Below are 20,688 nucleotides of genomic sequence, written 5' to 3' on the forward strand. Positions count from 1 at the left end.
CTCAGGCCGCGGCATCGCGCGCGACCGGCCCGAAGGCGAGGTCCGCGCGCAGGGCCGCGATCGGGGTGCGGTTCGTGATGAGGTCGAGATAGAACAGGCCGTCGGCCGTATCGCCGTAGAAGACGGCGCCGATCAGCAGCCCGTCCTTCACGATCAGCCGCCGGTAAAGACCGAGCGCCCGATCGGTGAGGAGGATGTCCTCGGTGCCCGGCCCGCCGGTGACATCTCCGGCGGAGAAGACGTGCACGCCCGAAACCTTGAGATTGGTCGAGACCGAGCTGCCGGTATAAAGCGCGGCCTCGCCGGCAAAGCGGCGGGCGAGCACGCGGGCCTGCTCATAGGCCGGTGCCACGAGGCCGTAGACGGCGGCGCGATGCTCGGCGCATTCGCCCATGGCGTGGATCGCGGGATCATCGCTCGTCAGCGTATCGTCCACCAGCACGCCGCGATTGCAGGCAAGGCCGGCGGCGCGGGCAAGGTCCGCATTGGGCCGGACGCCGCAGGCCACCACCACGATGTCGGCGGGGATCAGCCGGCCGTCGGCGAGCCGCAGGCCGGTGACATGGTCGGTGCCTTCCACGCGGGCGGTGGAGGCTTCGAGCACCACTTCGATGCCGCGCGCTTCCACCGCCTGCCGCAGCAGGGCGCCGGCGCGCGCGTCGAGCTGGCGTTCCATCAGCCGGTCCATGAGATGGACGAGGGTGGTCTTCGCACCGGCGCCGGCCATGCCGCTGGCCGCTTCCAGGCCCAGCAGCCCGCCGCCGATGACCACGGCGCGGGTTCCCGGCTTCGCCGCATCCATCAGGGCCGCGACGTCCGCGAGATCGCGGAACGTGCGCACGCCGGGCAGGTCCATGCCCGGCACCGGCAGGCGGATGGGATGGGAGCCGGTGGCGAGCACCAAATGCTGGTAGGGCAGGCGGGCGCCGTCCGCGAGCGCGATGGTGTTCGTCGCACGGTCGATGGCGGTTGCGGGATTTCCGTAGAGCAGCGTGACGCCCCGGTCGCGCCACCAGGCGGCCGGCTTCAATTGCGCGTCGGCCACCGCGATCTTGCCGGCGAGCACATCGGACAGCAGCACGCGGTTATAGGCGAGCTGCGGCTCCGCGCCGACGACCGCGACGGCGTAGCGCCCCAGCGCCCGCTGCGCCAGCTCCTCGCAGAGCTTGGCGGCGGCCATGCCGTTACCGACGATGACGAGGGTTTCAGTCATGAGCTTCTTCTCCCCTTGAGGGGCGCGCGCGATGCAGGGAGAAGCCCCCTCTCCCCGACGGGGAGAGGGGAAGGGCGCGCCTTTCCAGGGTGGAGAGATGCAGAGGGAAGCCCCCTCTCCCCGCGGGGGAGAGGGTCAGGGTGAGGGGCGTGTTTTCCCGCGTTTCGACGCGCCCGAGCCCCCTCACCCGCCTGCTGCGCAGTCGACCTCTCCCCGTGGGGGAGAGGTGAAGAGCGCTCTCCTCCAGGGGGAGGCGATGTGCGGGGAAGGGGATGAAGGCGCCCATGATTGTCACTCGGCCGCAGCCTGCGCCGCCGCTTCCGCCGCGGCGGCGATCATGACCGAGGAGAGCAGGCCATAGGCCTCGCTCCAGGCGTCCCGCACCTCGGGCGTGAAATCGGCGCCGAGGCCCTGTTCCAGCGTCCAGAGCAGCGCCGCGCCGACCGGCGGATAATGGGCCGCCTCAACTCCATACCCGACGTGGCGACGGGCCAGCGACTGGGCGGCGGGGACCACCGCTTCCAGGTTGGACAGGCCCTTCACGACGATGGCGAGGGTCGCCATCAGCTTGCGGCCCTGCTCCGTGATGTCGCCCTTGAACAGGGGCTTCACTTGCGGCGTGGTTTCGAACAGGCGGGCGTAGAACAGCGCCGCAGCCTGCTCGGAGATGGGCGCCACCTTGGCGAAGGAGGATTGGATCAGCGTGATCTGGGTGGGGGTCATGGGGGCGTCCTCCGCTCAGGCCGCTTCCACGAAGCGATGCCGCTCGTGGAGGAATTTCAGCACCGCTTCGCGGGCCTTGAGATAGGTGGGGTTCGCCACCAGCTCCAGCCGCCGGCGGGGGCGGGCGAGATCCACGCTGAGCACCTCGCCGATGCGGGCGGAGGGGCCGTTGGTCATCATGACGATGCGGTCGGAGAGCAGCACCGCCTCGTCCACGTCATGGGTAATCATGAGGATGGTATTGCCCAGCGCCGCATGGATCTGCATTACGCTGTCTTGCAGATGGGCGCGGGTGAGCGCGTCCAGCGCGCCGAACGGCTCGTCCAGCAGCAGCACCTTGGGCTGCATGGAGAGCGCGCGGGCGATGCCGACCCGCTGCTTCATGCCGCCGGACACTTCCGCCGGGCGTTTGTCCTTGGCGTGGGCCATCTGCACCAGTTCAAGATTGTGCAGGGTCCATTCGTTGCGCTCGGCGCGCGACTTGGTGCCGGAGAACACCTTGTCCACCGCGAGGCGGACATTGTCGTAGACGGTCAGCCACGGCAGCAGCGAATGGTTCTGGAATACGACCGCACGGTCGGGGCCGGGGGCGTTCACTTCCCGCCCGTCCAGGATCACGCCGCCGGAGGTGGCGGTGGTGAGGCCGGCGACGATGTTCAGCAAGGTGGACTTGCCGCAGCCGGAATGGCCGATGATGGAGAGATATTCACCCTTGGCGATGTCGAGCGACACGTCCTTCAGCACCTCCGTGCTGGCGGCGCCGCGGGAAAACGTCTTACCGATCTGGCTCAGTTCGAGATAGGCGGACATGGGGAGCCTCCTTCAGGATGCCGCGGTACCGCGGGTGACAAAACCACCCACAGCGGCCACGAGACGGTCGAGGACGAAGCCCACGACGCCGATATAGACCAGGGCCACGATGATGTCGGACAGGCGCGACGAGTTCCACGCATCCCAGATGAAGAAGCCGATGCCGACGCCGCCAGTGAGCATTTCCGCCGCCACGATGGCGAGCCAGGAGAGGCCGATGCCGATGCGCAGGCCGGTGAAGATGTAGGGCGCCGCAGACGGCAGCATGATCTTCCAGAAGAATTCGATTGGGTTCAGCCGCAGAACCAGCGCCACGTTGCGATAGTCTTGCGGAATATTGCGAATGCCGACCGCCGTATTGATGATGATCGGCCAGATGGCGGTGATGAAGATCACGAAAATGGCCGAGGGGCTGCTGTCGCGGAAGGCGGCCAGCGCCAGGGGCAGCCAGGCGAGCGGCGGCACGGTGCGCAGCATCTGGAAGATCGGGTCGAGCCCGCGCATGGCCCAGATGGACTGGCCGATCACCGCGCCGATCAATATGCCCACCACGGCGGCAAGGCCGAAGCCCACCGCGACCCGCTGGAGCGACACCAGCACCCGCAGGCCGAGCCCGATATCCTGCGGCCCGGCGACGAAGAAGGGATCCACGATCAGATCCTTGCTGTCGGCCCAGATGCGGCTCGGCGGCGGCAAGGTGGCGCCGGGACCGGAGCACAGCAATTCCCACAAAAGGAGCAGCAGCACGGTCATCACCAGCGGCGGAAGGACATTCACGGCGGCGCCCGTCGCCCACGTGCGAAGGCGCGTCTTGGCCGGCGGGCGTGGGCGCGCGAGGCGGACCACTTCGGCCGCCGGGCGCTTCGGGGCCGGCGTCGTTTCCTTGAGAGCGGTGACGGACATGGGGCAAAAGCTCCCGTTTTGAGGTCTGTTCATCGTGCAGGGCGAGGGCATCCGCGCCCGGACGGCGCGGATGCGGCGGCGGCTCAGACTTCGACGCGCTTGATGCCGAGGCTCTTGAGATAGGCGGTCGGGTTCGCCGGATCGAAGATCTTGCCGTCGAAGAAGGTTTCCGTGCCGCGCGAGGTGGAGGTCGGGATCTCGGCCGCCGGAACCGAAAGGTCCTTCGCCGCCGCGCGCCAGATGTCCTCACGGTTCACCTTGTCGACCAGCGCGGAAATATCGATGGACGGCTCGAACTTGCCCCAGCGGATATCCTCGGTGACGAACCAGGCGTCATGGCTCTTGAACGGGTAGGAGGCATGATCCTTCCAGAACTTCATGTATTGGTCGGAACCCTTCACCACCCGGCCGTTGCCGTAATTGATGTCGCCTTTCAGCCGGCCGATGATGTCGGCGACGGGCACGTTGAACCACTGGCGCTTGCCGACGATCTCGGCCAGCTCCTGCTTGTTCTCCATCTTGTCGCACCATTGCTGGGCTTCCAGCACCGCCATCACGATGGCCTTGGTGGCATTGGGATTCTTGTCGACGAAGTCGGCGCGCATGCCGAGCGCCTTCTCGGGATGGTTCTTCCAGATCTCGCCTGTGGTGCAGGCGGTGAAGCCGATGCCCTGGTTGACGAGCTGCTCGTTCCAAGGCTCGCCGACGCAGAAGGCGTCCATGTTGCCCACCTTCATGTTCGCCACCATCTGCGGCGGCGGCACCACGATGGTGGAAACGTCCTTGTCGGGATCGATGCCGGCGGCGGCCATCCAATAGCGGATCCACAGATCGTGGGTGCCGCCTGGAAAGGTCATGGCGATCTTTACTTCCTTGCCCTCGGCCTTCTTCTGGGCAAATACGCTCTTTAACGCGGAGGCGTCGGCAGTGACTTTGAGGTCCTTGTATTCGTTGGAGACCGAGATGGCCTGCGCATCCAGATTGAGCCGGGCGAGGATGTACATGGGGGTCGGCACGTTGTTCTGCGTGACCTTGCCGGTGGAGATGAGATAGGGCATCGGGGTCAGGATATGGGCGCCGTCGATGCCGTTGGCCGCGCCGCCGAGCACGAGATTGTCGCGCGTCGCGCCCCAGGAGGCCTGCTTCACCACCTCCACGTCGGGCACGCCGTATTTCGCGAACAGGCCCTTCTCCTTGGCGATCACCAGGGGCGAGGCGTCCATCAGCGCGATATAGCCAAGCACCGCCTTGGTGGTCTCCGGCGCCGCCGCATGGGCGGAGGGCACGCCGCCCGGGAAGGCGACCTTCGCCGCCTCGAACAGGGCCGCCGCGCCCAGGGCGGCCGCGCTGCTTTTCAGCAGCGAGCGGCGCGCCGGCGAAGAGGGCTGGTCGTCCTGGCGGGCGACGGGCTGGCCGGGCCGGGCGGTGAAAGCGTCGGTCATTCTGATTTCCCTCTCGTGGACATCGGACAAGGCGCAGAAACGAAAAAAGCCGCAGACAACGCGACGGCGGATGGCCATCGGTGTCAGCGGCTTTGCTGAAGGTCCCTGCGGTGGGACGAATTTGGCGACACGAACATCATTGTCCGCATCTGGAATTCATCTATTCAAGTCTCGTGCCAACTTGGGATTTCCTCTCATCTTGCTGAAAATATTGAGAGAAATCTGGGGCGAAAAATCTGCTCTTGAGAGGGGTGCTCATTTTGCATGCGCGTATACGCAGCATGTGCCAACCGATGCGGCAGGTCGGCGGCGCCGCTTGAGATCCCGCCGCGCGTTCGGCACCATGGCCCGAAAGCCGTCGGAACGTACGGGAGGAGACGCGAAGAATGTGTATCAATTGCAGCCTGAACGAAGCCTTGGGCGCCTTCGCCACAGCGGCTGAGGCAGCGCCGCGCGCGCCGCTGCGGCTCTCCCGGCGGGGATTCGTGGGCGGAACCCTCGCCTGCACGGCGGCGGCCTCGGCCGCGCCCCTCTCCGCTTTGGCCGCGACCGGGGATGCGGACATCATCCTGCGGGGCGGAAAGATCTATACGCAAAATCCCGCGCAGCCCTGGGCAGAAGCTTTGGCGGTGCGGGGCAAGACCATCGCCGCCGTGGGGACCACCGGCGAGATCGACAAGCTCAAGGGCGCCGGGACCAAGGTGGTGGAGCTGAACGGTCGGCTGGTGATGCCGGGGTTCGTGGAGGGCCATATCCACCCGTTCCTCGGGGCATTCCTCACCTCCGGCATCGATCTCCAGGTGCCCACCAAGGATGAGGCGCTCGCGGCCATCGCCCGCTACGCGCGCGAGAACCCCACGGGCAACATCCGGGGCTTCGGCTGGCGCGTCGACATGTTCCCGCCAGAGGGGCCGACGCGGCAGGAACTGGACAAGATCATTCCCGACCGTCCCGCCTTCTTCTTCGCCATCGACGGCCACAGCCTGTGGGTGAACAGCAAGGCGCTGGAAGTGGCGCGGGTCACCAAGGATACGCCCGACCCGATTCCGCGCTTCAGCTATTACGTGCGCGACAAGGACGGGCATCCCACCGGCTATGCGCTGGAGGTGAATGCGGTGCTCGCGCTGGTGAACGCCATCGAGCCGATCTCTCCGGTCGCGTTCGGCAAGCTTGCGGAAGGCTGGCTGCCGAAGGCGAGCGCGGCGGGCATCACCGCGATCTTCGATGCCGGCGTGCCGCCGGTGGGGAGCGACCAGAGCGCGATCCTCAAACTCTATACCGACCTTGAGGCACGCGGCGCCCTGCCGTTCCGGGTGGTCGGCTCCTATCTCGTGAAGTCTCCGCCCGTCGAGGGCACGGTGGCGGCGCTGGAGGAGATGCGCGCCAAGGTCGCCTCCGAACTGGTGCAGATCGCCGTGGTGAAGATCATCGGCGACGGCACGCAGGAAGGCTATACCGCATGGCTGCTGGAGCCCTATGCGGACCGGCCGGATTTCACCGGCGGCTCGCCGTTCTCCCGCGATGAGTGGACGCGCCTGATCGGCGCCGTCGACAAGGCCGGGTTCGACGTCCACGTGCATGCGTGCGGCGAGGGAACGACGCGGGCCGCCCTCGACGCCATCGAGCAGGCGATCGCCGCCAATCCGCAGCGCCAGCGCCGGCACACCATCGCGCATCTGGTCTATGTGGACGACGCGGATATTCCCCGCTTCGGCAAGCTCGGGGTCATCGGCCAGTTCTCCGCCAATTGGATGTCCGCCGATCCCGACACCACCGAGATCCTCAAGGATCGCTACGGGGCACGCCAGCAGCGCATCTATCGCCCGCGATCCCAGCTTGAGGCGGGAGGGCGCATCTCCTTCGGCACCGACTGGCCCGCGGCCGGCTATTTCTCCACCTTCAAGCCGCTCGATTCGATCCAGATCGCGGTGACGCGCCAGCTCATCGGCGCGGCGAGCAATCCGGTGCTCGAACCGGCCGCCGAGCGCCTGACGCTCGCCCAGGCGGTCCATGCCAATACCCTTGGCGCGGCCTATCAGATCCGCATGGACGACAAGATCGGCTCGCTGGAGGTGGGCAAGATGGCCGACCTCGTGGTGCTGGAGAAGAACATCTTCGATGGCCCGGTGCACGCCATCGCCGCGACGCGGATCGACCTCACGCTCATGAACGGCAAGCTGACCCACGGGGAGGTGTAAGCGGCCTGCGCCGCGCGCCTCATCCCAACGGCACCGGTCCTCGACCGGGGCCGCGCGGGTTTGGCTTTAACGCCGCGCGGGCCTGGACCCAGCGCCGATGATCGAGGCTCCTCAGCCGCTGGGGTCATTCGCCGGTGGCGAGGAAGCGCGCGGCGTCGAATGGCGGGCCGAGCTGGGTTGCGACGCAATCCGGCTCGGCGCCGTGCGGGGCGGGTGGCACGCCGACCGCCTGGTCGAAGATATCCGGCCGGTAGACCGACATGGCCTCGCGCGCCGCGTCCGGCGCCCATTCCCCCTGGTGGGCCTCGACGATCTGGCTGTAGAGCCAGAGCGCATGGTTCGGCTCGGGGCGGTTGGCGCCGTCGCGATGCAGCACCAGATAATCGTCGTGCGCCCGCAGCGGGCCGCCGGGCGCGGTGTGGAGCCGCCCGTCCAGGGTCCGGCGCAGCACGTCGGCGGGCAGGGAGAGATGGCGCGGCTCGCCCAGCAGGCGCGCGAGATCCTCATGGTTGGCGGGGTCCTCGCACCAGCGCGCGGCGGCGTAGAGCGCCCGCACCAGGCGATGCAGCACGTCGGATTCGGTATTGGCGAAGCGGGCGTGCACGCCCAGCACCTTTTCCGGCACCCAGCCGAAGATTTCCGCGCCGAGCACGGCGATGCGGCCCACATCGGCATCCACCGCCACGCTGTTCCAGGGGCTGCCGACGCAGAAGCCATGCACCAGCCCGTTGCGCAGGCTCTCCGCCATGAAGGGGGGCGGGATCACCACCAGCCGGACGTCGCGGTCCGGGTCCACGCCGCCGGCCTTGAGGAAATTGCGCACCAGATAGGTATGGGTGGAGAAGCTGTACACCGAGGCGAAGATCAAGGGCTCGCGCCCCGCTGCGCGCCGCAGCGCCACCACCCGGCCGAGCGCGCGCGCAGCGCCCAGCGCGGTGGACAGATCGATGCCGGTGTCTCCCATCGCGGCATAGACATCCTTGGCGATGGTGAGGGCGCTGCCGTTGAGATTGAGCGCGAACGGCACCACCAGCGGCACCCGGACATGGCCGAGCCCGAGCGAGGAGGCGATCGCCAGCGGGCCCAGCATGTGGGCACCGTCCAGCAGGCCGACATTCACCTTGTCGCGGATATTGGCCCAGGAGACTTCCTTGTGGAGATCGATCTCCAACCCCTCGGCCATGGAGAAGCCGCGCTCGGCGGCGGCGATCAGCACGGCGGCGTCGGTGAGGGGAATGAACCCCATGGCGAGGCGTCTCATCGCAACATCTCCGCGGCGGTGATGACGGACTGGGCGATGTCCACCATCCGCTTCTTCTCGTTCATGGCGGTGCGACGCATCAGGCTATAGGCCGCCTGCTCGTCGATATTCTTCATCTTCATGAGAATCAGCTTGGCGCGGTCCACCAGCTTGCGTTCCTCAAGCTGGCTCTTGGCCTCCTCCAGTTCCTCCTTGAGGCGGGCGAAGGCGCGAAAGCGCGAGATGGTGGTTTCCAGTATCGGCTTCACCCGGTCCTTGCGCAGCCCGTCCACCACATAGGAGGCCACGCCGGCGGCAATCGCTTCCTCAATGGTCTTCCCGTCCGACTGGTCCACGAACATGGCGACCGGGCGCTTCACCTCGCGGCTCATCTGGAACATCTGCTCGATGGTGTCACGGCTCGGGTCTTCGAGGTCGATCAGGATCACGTCCGGATCGATGGCATAGATGCGTTCCAGCAGGTTCTTGTGGCCCTCGACGCGCAGCACATTGACATAGCCGGCCTCGCGCAGCCCCTCGCTGAGGATGGCCGCGCGCACGGGGCTCTCATCGACGATCACGATGCGCAAGGTTAGATCGCTGGCCATTGAGGTCCGTGGCTGGAGCCGTCTGAAAAAGTCGCGCCGGCCTGAGGTCGGGCTCCCCTTGTCGAAGGGTTATTGCGCGAAAGGGCGCATGGGGCGACGTACGCCGCACCTGCCTTATGCATCAGCTTAAGGTGCGGCAAGGTCAAGCCCACCGTCAACGCGGGGGTACGGGTCAAAGGATGCGCGAGGGCCGGAAGATCCGCCACGCTCATTTCTTCGTCTCGATCTGCGCGGCGTCGATGTCGAGCACGCCTTTCTGCGAGAACAGGACGATACGGGAGATGGCGCCGATATCCAGCTCCGTCTTGTCGGGGGTCATGAGGCTTTCGAACGGCACGCGGACCTCGAACGGCCCGGGCGGCAGAGTATCGAGCCTGTTGAAGCGGGTGGTCCAATTGCTCGACGCGGCATCGTCGATCCGCACGATGAACTCGACCGGTTCGGAATTCATGTTGCGCCCGCGCACCACCAGGGCGTCATTGCGCGCGAAGGCACGGGGCGGGGAAAACACCTGCTCCAGGGCCGCGGTGGTGCGCGAATTGACGATGAAGGGCGGCGCCTTCACCACGGTCGGCGCGGGGGCCTGGGCCGGCGCGGGGGCCGGTGCCGGATTCGGGGGTGGGAATATTTGGGGCGCGGCGGTTTGCCGTATCTCGGAGGGGCGGGCGGCGGCGGGCGGCCCTGCGGCCGCAGAGGGTGCGCCAGAGGGCGCTCCAGCGGGCGTGCCGAGGGGAGGGGCCGGGGCGGCCTTGGGCGCGGATGCGGCCTGCGAGGCCGGCGCGGCCGGGCGTTCCATGGTGATGCGCTCGATGACATCGGGGCGGAACAGCATGATGCCGGCGGTGGTGGCGCCGGCCACGCCGAACACGGCGCCCCAGGCGAAGCCTCCAAGCCAGGTTCGGATTACGCTCATGGCTTTGTTCCATGGGGCATGGACGGCGCCCCCTGTGAACTTTAGAAAGCGCCCGTGGCCTTTAGGCAAGGGGCTTGGTGAGGCGGGAGGTTGCGTGGCGCACACGGGCGGGGACGACCGGATCGGGGCCCTCGTGGGCTCAGGCCTTCAGGCGCTGCTGTTTGCCATTTTCGCAGCTTTGCTGATGGTGGTGCTGGCGCTGTATCAAAGCGCCTCGGGCGCGTTCGTCGCGGAATTCTCCGCGACCGAGGCGCAGGAGGCGGGCCATTATGTCACCGGCCTGATGTTCGCCGATTATGCGCACGCGGGCTTTCCCGCGCCGTTCGCCTTCATCGAGAGCTTCTTCCTGCAGTATCCGCGCGTCGCGCTGGGGCCCAATCCGCCACTTTATTACGTCATCGAGGGCTTGTGGTTTCTCGCGGCCTCTCCCTCGACCCCGGCCGCCCTGGTGCTGCCCTGCCTCATGGCCGCGGTCCTGGCGGTGAGTGCGGGCTTCCTCGTCGCGCGCCAGCTCGGGCCGCTGCCGGGCATCGCGGTGTGCGGGGTGCTGCTGGCCCTGACGCCCTTGCGCGCGGCGCTCCTGGTGGTGTCGCTGGACATGCCGGCGGCCCTGTTGGCCCTCCTCGCCGCGCTCGCCTATTGGCGTCACCTGAGGACCGGCAGCCTCGCCTGGTCGCTCGGCTTCGGCCTTCTGGCCAGCGCGGCCATGCTCACCGATTTTGCCATGATCGTTCTGGCGCTGCTGCCGCCGCTCGCCGCCGTGTGCGGGCGCCGCCTCGACCTGATGCGCCGCCCGCGCTTCTTTCTGCCCTACGCCTTGATGCTGGTGCTCGCCGGGCCCTGGGTCCTCGGCACTTATCCGCTTGTGGCGGGCCATTTCGCGGGCGGCTGGGGGCCGGCGTTCCTGCACGTCTCGGCGCCGTTCTATGGCGCGGCGCTGGTGGCGGGACTGACCCCGCTGATCCTCGCGCTCGCGGCCTTCGGGGCGGTGTCGGCCGTCGTCTCGGCTTGGCGGCGGAGCGAGACGCCGAGCGACCTGTTCACCACCCTGGCGGCTCTGTCCGGCGCCCTGCTCGTGGGGAACCTGCTGGTGCCGCTCGCGCCCGACGCCGGTCATCTGCTGCCCGCCCTCGCGCCGCTGGTGATGCTGGCGGTCTATGGCGGCGTGTCGCTGATCGGCCTCATCATCACGGGATGGCCGATCCTGTCCGGCCTGGTCGTGCTGCTGGTGTTGCTGCTCGCGGCGCTGCCGGCATTGCTGACCCCGTTGCTGAAGCTGCCGATCGGCATGGAGCCCGCTGCCCGCGCCATATTGGAGCGGCAGGCGGGGACGGCGCTCGTTCTCGTCGCCTCCGACGCGAAGGGGGAGGGCGCGCTGATCGCCGCGATCGCCCAGCGTGATCGCGCGCGCACCGCCTTCGTCGCTCCGGTCCGCCGGCTGCTGCCGGCGCAGGCCCAGGGGACCCTCGCTACACCGGCCGAGGATGGCGCGGCCCTGGTGGCGAGCGGCGCCGGCTTCATCGTGCTCGATACCGCCCCGGCCGCCCAGGCGATGCCGCAGAACGTCCGGCTGCGCGCCGCCCTGGCGCAGGCGCCGGAAGGGTTTGCCCCGCTCGGCACATTTGCGAGGGCCGATGGCACGGGCGAGGTTCGCCTCTATGGCGTCAGCGCGAACGCTGGGGTGGCCGCCGCCCCGGCGCGCCTGCGCATGTTGCTGCGCCCCCGGAGCGGAGGCTGATTCTCCGAAACGGAAGCTGTGCTGTGACAATGGGTTACACAACCCGCCTTGACGCTGGGCGGCATCCTCGCGACAACCCCGTGCCATGCGAGCTCTGAGGGATTATTCACTGCTGGAATGGGCGAGCGCGACGCCGCTGATGCATCGCGCGCGGCGGGCCCGCAATATTCTCGTGGATCTCAGCTACCGCCGCTGCCGTGCGGCCGGTCAGACGGAGGTGCTGCGCGCGCTCGCCGCCCATCGCGGCGGCACGCTGGCCTTCACCATCGCCTTCAATCTGCCGGAGGCCATCGCCCTGCTGTCGCACGCCATGATGCGGTTCGTGCCGGGAGCCCAGCTCGTGGTGTGCGATAATTCCACCAAGGCTGAGGCGCGGGTGGCGATTGCCGCGCTGTGCGCGGAACGCGGCCACATTTATTGCCCGCTGCCGCGCGAGCCGCTGAGCCGCTTCAGCACCAATGGCTCGCGCAGCCACGGCGTGGCGCTGAACTGGATCTATCACAATCTGATCCGGCCCACCGCGCCCAAGGTGTTCGCGCTGCTCGACCATGATCTTGTGCCGTTGGCCAGGGACGATCTGGCCGCGCGGGTGGCGGCGCAGCCGGCCTATGGCATGGTGCGCCATGGGGACCGCTTCGGCTGCTGGTTCCTGTGGCCCGGCTACAGCGTGTTCGACTTTGCCGCGACCGCCGATTTCGCCCTCGATTTCGGCACCGACACGCCGCTGACCCTCGATACCGGCGGGCAGAACTGGCATCGCCTCTACCGCCGCCTGACGCTCGGCGAGATGCGGCAGGCGCGGACGCGGGAGGTCTATCTGCTGGATGGAGCGGGCGGGCGCGAGCCGTATCTGCTTACGGATACCTGGTTGCACGTGGGTGGCGCCGGGCACCGTGGCGGCGGCGCGGCGGCGCTGGAGCGGGTGCGCCTCGCCTTTGCGGCGGACCCGGACGGCCTGCTCGATGCTCTGCTCGCAGAGGCCGCCTGAGGCGTTTCTTTCAAGAGCGTGTCACCCCTCACCCGCCCGCTTACGCGGTCGACCTCTCCCCGTCGGGGAGAGGTGGGGCGTGTGCGCATGGGGCCAATAAAAAACGCCGCCGGGCGAACCCGACGGCGTTCAAAAGCGATCCGAACCCTCAGGCCCGGCACAGGCTCACTTCGGGGAAGCGGCCTTGATCTTCTTGCCGCTCTCGTCGCGGCGATCGGTGCGCTCGGCGATACGGGCGGACTTGCCGCGACGGTCGCGCAGATAATAGAGCTTGGCGCGACGCACCTTGCCGCGACGCACCAGCTTGATGGAATCGATCAGCGGCGAATAGACCGGGAACACGCGTTCCACGCCTTCGCCGTAGGAAATCTTGCGGACGGTGAAGCTCTCGTTGAGCCCGCCGCCGTTGCGCGCGATCACCACGCCTTCATAGGCCTGCACGCGGGTGCGCTCGCCTTCCACGACCTTCACATTGACGATCACGGTATCGCCGGGCTGGAAGTCGGGGGTGGGCCGCTTTTCGGCGAGGCGGGCGGCCTGTTCTGCTTCAAGGGTCTGAATGATGTTCATGTGTCACCAACTTTCATGCGGTCGCCAAACGCCGCCGGCCCGAGGGCCGATTGTCCCGGCGCCACATCGTGTCGTTTTAAATTAGGGGGACGGCGGGGCTATACCGCAGAACGCTCGGCCTGTCATGCCCTTTGTTCACGCACCCGTCACATCCCGCGCCCGTCATATCCTGCAGTCTTCACATGCCCTCCGGATTGTCCGGGCCGAGCAGGTCCGGCCGGCGCGCGCGCGTCGCCTTCACCGCCTGCGAGCGGCGCCAGGCGCGGATGCGGGCATGATCGCCGCTGACCAGAACCTCGGGGATCGGCGCGCCCTCGAAGATCTGCGGGCGGGTGTATTGGGGATATTCCAGCAGGCCGGCGGAAAAGCTCTCGTCGGTGCCGCTCTCGATCTTGCCCATGACGCCGGGAATGAGCCGCACGCAGGCATCAAGCAGCAGCAGCGCCGCGCTCTCCCCGCCCGAAAGCACCACGTCGCCGACGCAAATCTCCTCCAATTGACGTGCCGCGATCACGCGTTCGTCCACCCCTTCGAACCGTCCGCACAAGATCACCGCGCCGGGACCGGCGGAGAGGTCGCGCACGCGGGCCTGGGTGAGCGGGCGGCCGCGCGGGGTCATGAGCAGGCGGGGACGTGGATCGCCTTGCGGGGCGACGGCATCGATGGCGGCGGCGAGCACGTCGGCGCGCATCACCATGCCGGGGCCGCCGCCGGCGGGCGTATCGTCCACCGAGCGATGCTTGTCGCGGGCATGGTCGCGGATCTGCATCGCCTCAAGCGCCCAAAGGCCGGACGCCAGCGCCTTGCCGGCGAGGGCATGGCCGAGCGGGCCGGGGAACATCTCGGGATAAAGGGTCAGGATGCTGGCGCGGAACGTCATGGCGCTGTGATGGGCGAGCCGGGCGCCGCCGTCAAATGGGCGGGCCGATCACGTCTGTGTGCCAAGGCGCGCGTGCCGTGCCGGGGCGCTTGTGCGGAACAAGCGGGTTGGGCTTGATGGGCCGTCCGCGCCACGCCCTTCCACGCCACGCCCTTCCACGCGTCCATGCCGGAACTCTCGATGATCCCGAACGCTCCCATGGACCTCCAACACCTGCGCCGGTTGCCAGCGGGTCTTGCCCTGCTGCTCGCGGTGCTCGCCGCGTCGGCTGTCGGGGTCGCTCACGCCTCGGCACAGACGCACTCAGCGTCGTCGCCCGCCGCGCCATCCCCCTCGGCGCCGCCGCTCGCGGTCGAGGTGCGCAACGAGAGCGAACCGGTGCTGTGCGCGGAAAAGGACAATGTGGCGCTCACCTTCGCCTCGCCGCAGGTGCGCCGCTTTCGCATCCAGGCGGTGCATCCCGCCTATCTTGGGGCCCTGGTCGCCGACCGCACCGAGCCCAATTGGACCGCCTGCGACATGAGCGGCGATCCCGCCTTTCCCGCAGCGCCCAAGCGCGTGACCTTCTTCGAGACGCCGGACCTCTGGCTCACCGGCTATACCTTCCCGGCCTTCTGGCGTCCGGCAAGCGTGCCGGTGCGGGTGGGCGATACGGCGACCGAGGGGCTGCACATGGTGCAGCTCTGGGTGCGGCGGGATGAGCGGGCCGAGGAGGTGCTGGTGTTCTATCCGCCCGATGGCTATTGGCGCGCCCGCCCGCTGGCCCCGCCCCATCTCGCCAACACCGCCTATGGCTCGTCCTTCCTGCTGGGGCCGGTGGAAACCGAGGGCCGGCCGCTGGTGAAGCTGAAGGAGATCGCGTTCGATCCGGCCACCCGCACCTTCACCCTCGCGTTCGCGGGCGGCGGTTCGGCGCGCCTGGCGCTGTCGGCGCTCGATCGCGAGTCCATGGTGCTGGATGTGAGCCTGGACGGGCCGGTGACGGGCCACCCGTTTGCCGCTTTGCGCTCCATGTATGTCACCGCCTTCAATGCCGACGTGGCCCAGGTGGCGTGGCGCGCGCCCGGCGCGAAGGGCTGGGCGGAGGGCGACATCCTGGATTTTTCCGGCGGGCCGGTTCTCGATCTGTGGGCCGGGCGCCTCGCGCCCTCGCGCCACAACACCAGCGCCCCGGACATGGTGTTCGGCCCGTTCGAAGGCCCTTGAGCCGAGGTTGACCAAAGGGCATCCTGAACCTCCCGGCCGCAGTCTCAGGGTTGGTTCATGCTTCCAGACAGCCTCGCCTCGACCATCCTGACCATGCGGCCATTCCTGCCGGCCAAGGATTTTGCCGTCAGCCTGGGCTTCTATGAGGCCCTGGGCTTCGAGGCGACGCCGCTCGGCGAGAAGATGGCGCACATGCAGCTCGGGCGCTTCGCCTTCCTGCTGCAGGAATTTTACGTGAAGGAGTTCGCGGAGAACCTCATGATGCACGTGCTGGTGGAAGACCTCGACGCGTGGTGGCGTCACATCGAGGCACTTTCGCTTGCGGAGCGCTTCGACGTGGGGCCGCCCCGCCCGCCCAAGTTGGAGAGCTGGGGCCTGCGCGTTTCCTATGTGTTCGATCCCGCGGGCGTCCTCTGGCACTTTGCCGAGGAGCCTAAGGCTTAAAACTCACCCCTTCGCATGCACCCGGCGCCGGCGCACCGGTGCGGCGCCGGGGACCGGACCGCCGGCTTTCGCTGGGCGCTGCGTGCCGCGCGCCCAGTCGCGCTCGGGAATGCCGACGTCGCTGCGCTTCAAGAGATAGTCGAGCCCTCCGACCCGGTACCAGCGATAGCCGTAGCCTTCGAGATAGATGCAATGCCGCCCCTTTTCGTCGGCCGCGCTGTGGCTGTTGGCGAGCACGTCCACCAGCGCATTGCCCTCCTCTTCCATCTCCACGTCCAGCTCGATTTCCAGCGGCGAGGGGCACAAATTGAGGATGGTGACGACCGAATTGTTGCGCCAGTCGTAGCGGATCGCCGGCACGGCGGGATTGCCGCTCTCCAGCACCGTGAAATCGCCCCAGCCGATTTCCGGCATTTCCATGCGCATGCGGATCATGCGCTCCATCCAGTTGAGGAAGGAATTGGGGTCGCGCCGCTGGGCCGCGACATTCACGTGGGCATAGCCGTAGGGGCCCTGGCCGATCACCGGCAGCAGCGGCGTGTCGCTCTTGGTGAAGCCGCCGTTCGGCTCGGTGGACCATTGCATGGGGGTGCGGGCGCAATTGCGCTCCGGCAGGGAGAGATCGTCGCCATAGCGCAGCACTGGCGTTCCCGGCAGGGAGAACATGAGGCAATAGGCGAGTTCCAGCCGCGCGCGGTCGCCCTCCAGCATGGGCGCCAGCCGGCGGCGGATGCCCCGGTCGTAGAGCTGCATGTCCTTGTCGGGGCCGAAGGCGGCGAACACCTTCGCCTGCTCCGCCTCACCGAGGCGGCCGAGGTCCAGCTCGTCGTGATTGCGCAGGAACTGGCCCCATTGGCCGGTGGCCGGCCGCGCCTTGGTGGCCAGCATGGCGGCCTTGAGCGGCCCGGCGTCGGCCGCCGCCAATGCATAGAAGGAAGTCTGGTTGACCTGGAAGTTGAACATCATGTGCATGCGGTCGCCATCGCGGCCGAAATAGTCGAAATTCACTTCCGGCAGTACATTGGCCTCGGCCAGCACGATGCAATCGCCTTGGCGCCATTGCAGGAACTCGCGGAAGGTGCGCAACAGGTCGAAGCGCTCCTTGGGCTTGGCAATGTCCGCGCCCTTCTCCGCGATCACGAACGGCACCGCATCCATGCGGAAGCCGCTCACCCCGAGCTCGATCCAGAATCCCATGATCTTCAGGATTTCCGCCACCACGAGCGGGTTCTGCGTGTTGAGGTCGGGCTGGAAGTCGTAGAAGCGATGGAAATAATAGGCGCCCGCCTGCTTGTTGCGGGTCCATGTGCTCTTCTGCACGCCGGGGAAGACCATGCCCTCGTTGGCGGTCTTGGGCTTGGTCTTCGACCAGACATACCAGTCGCGATACGGCGAGGCAGGATCGGCGCAGGCCTCCTTGAACCAGGGATGCTGGTCGGAGGTGTGGTTGACCACGAGGTCGATCAACACCCGCATGCCGCGCTGCTTGGCGGCGTGGGTGAATTCGACGAAATCGCCGAGCGTGCCGTAGCGCGGATCGACGCTGTAATAATCTGTTATGTCGTAGCCGTCGTCGCGGCCGGGGGATTTCTGGAACGGCGCCAGCCACACCGCCGTCACGCCGAGCCCATGGAGATAATCCAGCCGGCGCATCAGGCCGGGGAAATCGCCCACGCCGTCGCCGTTGGAATCCATGAAAGTGCCGACATTGAGGGAATAAAGAACAGCGTTCTTGTACCAGAGGTCGTTGATCATGGGCGCGGGCTCCCGGGGCGCCCTGTGCGCCACACGGGCAACCGCCTCGCAGCGCGGATGGTTCCAGCGACGGGGCTGGGCGGGACGGGACATGGATTTCCAGCCCGCCATTGCCCTTGCCGGCGGTCGGTGCTAAGAACGCCCCCTTCTCAAGGACGGCAACGCCGATCCAGCCGACCGGGCCGAGAGCCCGGAGGTCCCCGCCCGACAGCGCTGTGCGCCCTCGGGCGAGTTTCGCGTTGCGCCTGTTGTTGGGAAAAGCCCTTCGGCGATGAGCCGGAGATCACCGGACGGACCCATGTTCGACAGCCTTTCCGACCGCCTCGGCGGCATACTCGACAAGCTCAAGCGGCGTGGCTCCCTCACCGAGGCCGACGTCTCCGAAGCCATGCGCGAGGTTCGCCGTGCGCTGCTCGAAGCGGACGTGGCCCTCGATGTGGTGCGCGAATTCATCGAAAAGGTGCGCGCCCGCGCGGTCGGCGCGGAGGTCATCAAGTCGGTGACCCCCGGCCAGATGGTGGTCAAGATCGTCCATGACGAGTTGGTCGCTGTGCTGGGTTCGGATGCCGATCCCATCGATCTGCATGCCGCCGCCCCGGTGCCCATGTTGATGGTCGGCCTTCAGGGCTCGGGCAAGACCACCACCACCGCCAAGATCGCCAAGCGCCTCACCGAGCGCGGCAAGCGCCGCGTACTGATGGCCTCGCTCGATACCCGCCGTCCCGCCGCCATGGAGCAATTGGCCACCCTCGGCCTTCAGGTCGGCGTCGCCACCTTGCCGATCGTGCCGGGCCAGAGCGCGGTGCAGATCGCCAAGCGCGCCATCGAGGCGGCGAAGTTCGGCAATTACGACGTCGTCATGCTCGACACCGCCGGCCGCGTCACGCTCGACGAAGCGTTGATGGCCGAGGTGGCGGAGGTGAAGGCCGCCACCAATCCGCATGAAATCCTGCTGGTGGCCGACAGCCTCACCGGCCAGGACGCGGTGAACACCGCCAAGGCCTTCGACGGGCGGGTGGGAATCTCCGGCATCGTGCTGACCCGCGCCGATGGCGACGGGCGCGGCGGCGCGGCGCTCTCCATGCGCGCGGTCACCGGCAAGCCCATCAAGCTGCTCGGCACCGGCGAAAAGATGGACGCGCTGGAGGATTTCGATCCCCGCCGCGTGGCCGGCCGCATCCTCGGCATGGGCGACGTGGTCGCCCTGGTGGAGAAGGCCGCCGAGAATATCGATATCGAGAAGGCGAAAGCGGTCGCCGAGAAGATGCGCAAGGGCGCATTCGACCTCGAAGACCTGCGCGACCAGCTCGCCCAGATGCAGAAGATGGGCGGCATGACCGGCGTGCTCGGCATGCTGCCCGGCATCGCCAAGGTGAAGAACCAGATCGCCTCGGCCAATCTCGACGACAAGGTCTTCAAGCGCCAGACCGCGATCATCAATTCCATGACCCGCCAGGAGCGGCGCAACCCCAAGGTGCTCGACGCCTCGCGCAAGCGGCGGGTGGCGGCCGGCTCCGGCACCAAGGTGGAAGAGATCAACCGACTTTTGAAGATGCACCGCCAGATGGCCGACATGATGAAGGCCATGGGCGGGGCGGCCGGCAAGCGCGGCCCCATGGCGGGCCTCGCCAGCATGTTCGGCATGGGTGGCGGTGCGCCGTCCCCGGAAATGCTCCAGCAGATGGCCGAGAAGATGCCGGGCGGCATGCCCGGCGCGGGCGGCGGCGGCTTGCCGCCGAATTTCCCCGGTCTTGGCGGCGGTCTGCCCGCCAAATTCCCCGGCGGCCTTCCCGGACTGCCGAAGGGTCCGCCGGGCAATTTTCCCGGCCTCGGGGGGCCGAAGAAGAAATAAGCGTTTCACCCGCGTTCAACCCGCCGCCGGCGCCTCGGCTCGATCCGAGGGCCCGGTCCGGCGGAAGACACCACACGAACCTGAATATCGACGTTTGAAAGGAAAACGACCATGTCCCTGAAGATCCGTCTCGCCCGTGGCGGCGCCAAGAAGCGCCCCTACTACCGCATCGTCATCGCCGACGCCCGCTCGCCCCGCGACGGCCGCTTCATCGAGAAGATCGGCACCTTCAACCCGCTGCTGGCGAAGGATTCCGCCGAGCGTGTGGTGCTCGACGTGGAGAAGGCCAAGGCCTGGCTCGAAAAGGGCGCCCAGCCCACCGACCGCGTGGCGCGGTTCCTCGACGCCCAGGGCCTGATGACGCGGGAAGCCCGCTCCAACCTGAAGAAGGGCGAGCCCGGCAAGAAGGCCCAGGAGCGCGCCGCCGAGCGTGCCAAGGCCGCCGAAGCCGCCGCTGCCGCGGGTGCGGAAACCTCCGCGGAGTGAAGCCTTTCCGCCGGGCTTCGCGCCCGGCGGCCGAACGATCCGCAGGGCGCGCATTCCAGCTTGGGATGCGGCCCCGCGGGTCCCGCCCGGACCGCCCGGCGATTCTGGCAGAAGCATTTCCATGACCGATAAAATTCTCATCGCCCGCATCGGCGCACCCCATGGCGTGCGGGGCGAAGTGCGCCTGTTCGTCTTCGGCGAAGATCCCATGGCGCTGCGGCGCTACAAGCTGTCGACGACGGCGGGCAAGCGCATCCGCATCCAGTCGCTGCGTGAGGCAAAGGACCATTTCGTCGCCCGCCTCGAAGGCGTGGCCGATCGCACCGCCGCCGAGGCGCTGACCAATACCGATCTGCTCGTCGCCCGCGCGGACCTGCCGCCGCCGGAGGAAGACGCCTTCTACCACGCCGATCTGATCGGCCTTTCGGTGGAGGACGAGGCCGGGACGCGGCTCGGCGCGGTGACCGCCCTGCATGATTTCGGCGCCGGCGACATTCTCGAATATCTGCCCGAGGGCGGCGGCAAGACCCGCCTCGTGCCCTTTACGAAGGCCGCCGTCCCGGTGGTGGATCTCGCCGCCCGGCGGGTCGTGGTGGTGGAGGAGGCCGAGGCGGAGGACGAGCCGCAGCCGGAAGACGCCGATCTCGATCCCGACGCGGCCCTCGATCCCGATGCGGTCAAAGAGGCCTGAGGCCGCCGGACCTTCTCACGCAACCGAT

Annotated in this window: 19 protein-coding genes; 8 read left to right on the forward strand and 11 right to left on the reverse strand. The window is 67.8% G+C overall.

What is annotated here, in order from left to right; translation table 11 throughout:
- Position 1: 1 nt before the first annotated feature.
- The 5 genes from V5F77_RS13595 to V5F77_RS13615 all read right to left on the reverse strand — a co-directional run bounded on the left by V5F77_RS13595 (position 2) and on the right by V5F77_RS13615 (position 5,091).
- Positions 2-1,213 (reverse strand): NAD(P)/FAD-dependent oxidoreductase, encoded by a 1,212-nt coding sequence (locus tag V5F77_RS13595; protein ID WP_429005894.1) that lies wholly within the window; start codon positions 1,211-1,213, stop codon positions 2-4.
- 291 nt (positions 1,214-1,504) lie between these two features.
- Positions 1,505-1,936: a globin family protein gene (locus V5F77_RS13600; RefSeq protein ID WP_429005895.1), complete on the reverse strand. Its 432-nt coding sequence runs from the start codon at positions 1,934-1,936 to the stop codon at positions 1,505-1,507.
- 15 nt (positions 1,937-1,951) lie between these two features.
- Entirely contained in the window at positions 1,952-2,746 is a 795-nt protein-coding gene (locus V5F77_RS13605; protein ID WP_429005896.1) for an ABC transporter ATP-binding protein, read from the reverse strand.
- A gap of 12 nt (positions 2,747-2,758) precedes the next feature.
- Entirely contained in the window at positions 2,759-3,649 is an 891-nt protein-coding gene (ntrB, locus tag V5F77_RS13610) for a nitrate ABC transporter permease (protein WP_429005897.1), read from the reverse strand.
- Between the two features lie 83 nt (positions 3,650-3,732).
- Positions 3,733-5,091, reverse strand: coding sequence for a CmpA/NrtA family ABC transporter substrate-binding protein (locus V5F77_RS13615; RefSeq protein WP_429005898.1), 1,359 nt, complete (start codon positions 5,089-5,091; stop codon positions 3,733-3,735).
- A 386-nt stretch (positions 5,092-5,477) separates the two neighbouring features.
- Here V5F77_RS13615 and V5F77_RS13620 point away from each other — a divergent pair, with 386 nt between their 5' ends.
- Positions 5,478-7,289, forward strand: coding sequence for an amidohydrolase (locus V5F77_RS13620; RefSeq protein ID WP_429005899.1), 1,812 nt, complete (start codon positions 5,478-5,480; stop codon positions 7,287-7,289).
- Between the two features lie 124 nt (positions 7,290-7,413).
- On the opposite strand, the gene V5F77_RS13625 is transcribed toward V5F77_RS13620, so the two are convergent.
- The 3 genes from V5F77_RS13625 to V5F77_RS13635 all read right to left on the reverse strand — a co-directional run bounded on the left by V5F77_RS13625 (position 7,414) and on the right by V5F77_RS13635 (position 10,050).
- Complete coding sequence (locus tag V5F77_RS13625; protein ID WP_429005900.1) at positions 7,414-8,550, reverse strand: CmpA/NrtA family ABC transporter substrate-binding protein; 1,137 nt, start codon at positions 8,548-8,550, stop codon at positions 7,414-7,416.
- Positions 8,547-9,137 carry an ANTAR domain-containing response regulator gene (locus V5F77_RS13630; RefSeq protein ID WP_429005901.1) on the reverse strand — a complete coding sequence of 197 codons (591 nt, stop codon included), beginning with the start codon at positions 9,135-9,137 and terminating at the stop codon, positions 8,547-8,549. The genes V5F77_RS13625 and V5F77_RS13630 overlap by 4 nt, the downstream gene beginning before the upstream one ends.
- A 208-nt stretch (positions 9,138-9,345) precedes the next feature.
- Complete coding sequence (locus tag V5F77_RS13635; protein WP_429005902.1) at positions 9,346-10,050, reverse strand: hypothetical protein; 705 nt, start codon at positions 10,048-10,050, stop codon at positions 9,346-9,348.
- A gap of 94 nt (positions 10,051-10,144) precedes the next feature.
- Between V5F77_RS13635 and V5F77_RS13640 the strand changes: the two genes are divergently transcribed.
- Entirely contained in the window at positions 10,145-11,788 is a 1,644-nt protein-coding gene (locus V5F77_RS13640; protein WP_429005903.1) for an ArnT family glycosyltransferase, read from the forward strand.
- Between the two features lie 85 nt (positions 11,789-11,873).
- Positions 11,874-12,776, forward strand: a complete 903-nt coding sequence (locus tag V5F77_RS13645) for a hypothetical protein (RefSeq protein WP_429005904.1) — start codon at positions 11,874-11,876, stop codon at positions 12,774-12,776.
- 165 nt (positions 12,777-12,941) lie between these two features.
- On the opposite strand, the gene rplS is transcribed toward V5F77_RS13645, so the two are convergent.
- Together rplS and trmD are read right to left on the reverse strand one after the other, a co-directional pair.
- Positions 12,942-13,346: a 50S ribosomal protein L19 gene (rplS, locus tag V5F77_RS13650; protein WP_429005905.1), complete on the reverse strand. Its 405-nt coding sequence runs from the start codon at positions 13,344-13,346 to the stop codon at positions 12,942-12,944.
- A gap of 178 nt (positions 13,347-13,524) precedes the next feature.
- A complete protein-coding gene (gene trmD / locus V5F77_RS13655) occupies positions 13,525-14,226 on the reverse strand; it encodes a tRNA (guanosine(37)-N1)-methyltransferase TrmD (RefSeq protein WP_429005906.1) in 702 nt (233 codons plus the stop codon).
- A 180-nt stretch (positions 14,227-14,406) separates the two neighbouring features.
- Here trmD and V5F77_RS13660 point away from each other — a divergent pair, with 180 nt between their 5' ends.
- The gene (locus V5F77_RS13660; protein ID WP_429005907.1) at positions 14,407-15,432 is read left to right on the forward strand and encodes a hypothetical protein; all 1,026 of its coding nucleotides are present in this window, start codon (positions 14,407-14,409) and stop codon (positions 15,430-15,432) included.
- A gap of 57 nt (positions 15,433-15,489) precedes the next feature.
- Positions 15,490-15,876: a VOC family protein gene (locus tag V5F77_RS13665; protein ID WP_429005908.1), complete on the forward strand. Its 387-nt coding sequence runs from the start codon at positions 15,490-15,492 to the stop codon at positions 15,874-15,876.
- A 3-nt stretch (positions 15,877-15,879) separates the two neighbouring features.
- Here V5F77_RS13665 and V5F77_RS13670 read toward each other — a convergent pair whose 3' ends face one another.
- Complete coding sequence (locus V5F77_RS13670; protein ID WP_429005909.1) at positions 15,880-17,631, reverse strand: alpha-amylase family protein; 1,752 nt, start codon at positions 17,629-17,631, stop codon at positions 15,880-15,882.
- Positions 17,632-17,929: 298 nt separating this feature from the next.
- On the opposite strand from V5F77_RS13670, the gene ffh reads away from it, so the two are divergent.
- The 3 genes from ffh to rimM all read left to right on the forward strand — a co-directional run bounded on the left by ffh (position 17,930) and on the right by rimM (position 20,660).
- Positions 17,930-19,483, forward strand: a complete 1,554-nt coding sequence (ffh, locus tag V5F77_RS13675) for a signal recognition particle protein (protein WP_429005910.1) — start codon at positions 17,930-17,932, stop codon at positions 19,481-19,483.
- Positions 19,484-19,594: 111 nt separating this feature from the next.
- Complete coding sequence (rpsP, locus tag V5F77_RS13680; protein WP_429005911.1) at positions 19,595-19,969, forward strand: 30S ribosomal protein S16; 375 nt, start codon at positions 19,595-19,597, stop codon at positions 19,967-19,969.
- 121 nt (positions 19,970-20,090) lie between these two features.
- The gene (rimM, locus tag V5F77_RS13685; RefSeq protein WP_429005912.1) at positions 20,091-20,660 is read left to right on the forward strand and encodes a ribosome maturation factor RimM; all 570 of its coding nucleotides are present in this window, start codon (positions 20,091-20,093) and stop codon (positions 20,658-20,660) included.
- Positions 20,661-20,688: the final 28 nt, after the last annotated feature.

Origin of the sequence: Roseixanthobacter psychrophilus, assembly GCF_043195195.1 — a bacterium.
Classification (GTDB): Bacteria; Pseudomonadota; Alphaproteobacteria; order Rhizobiales; family Xanthobacteraceae; genus NCEH01.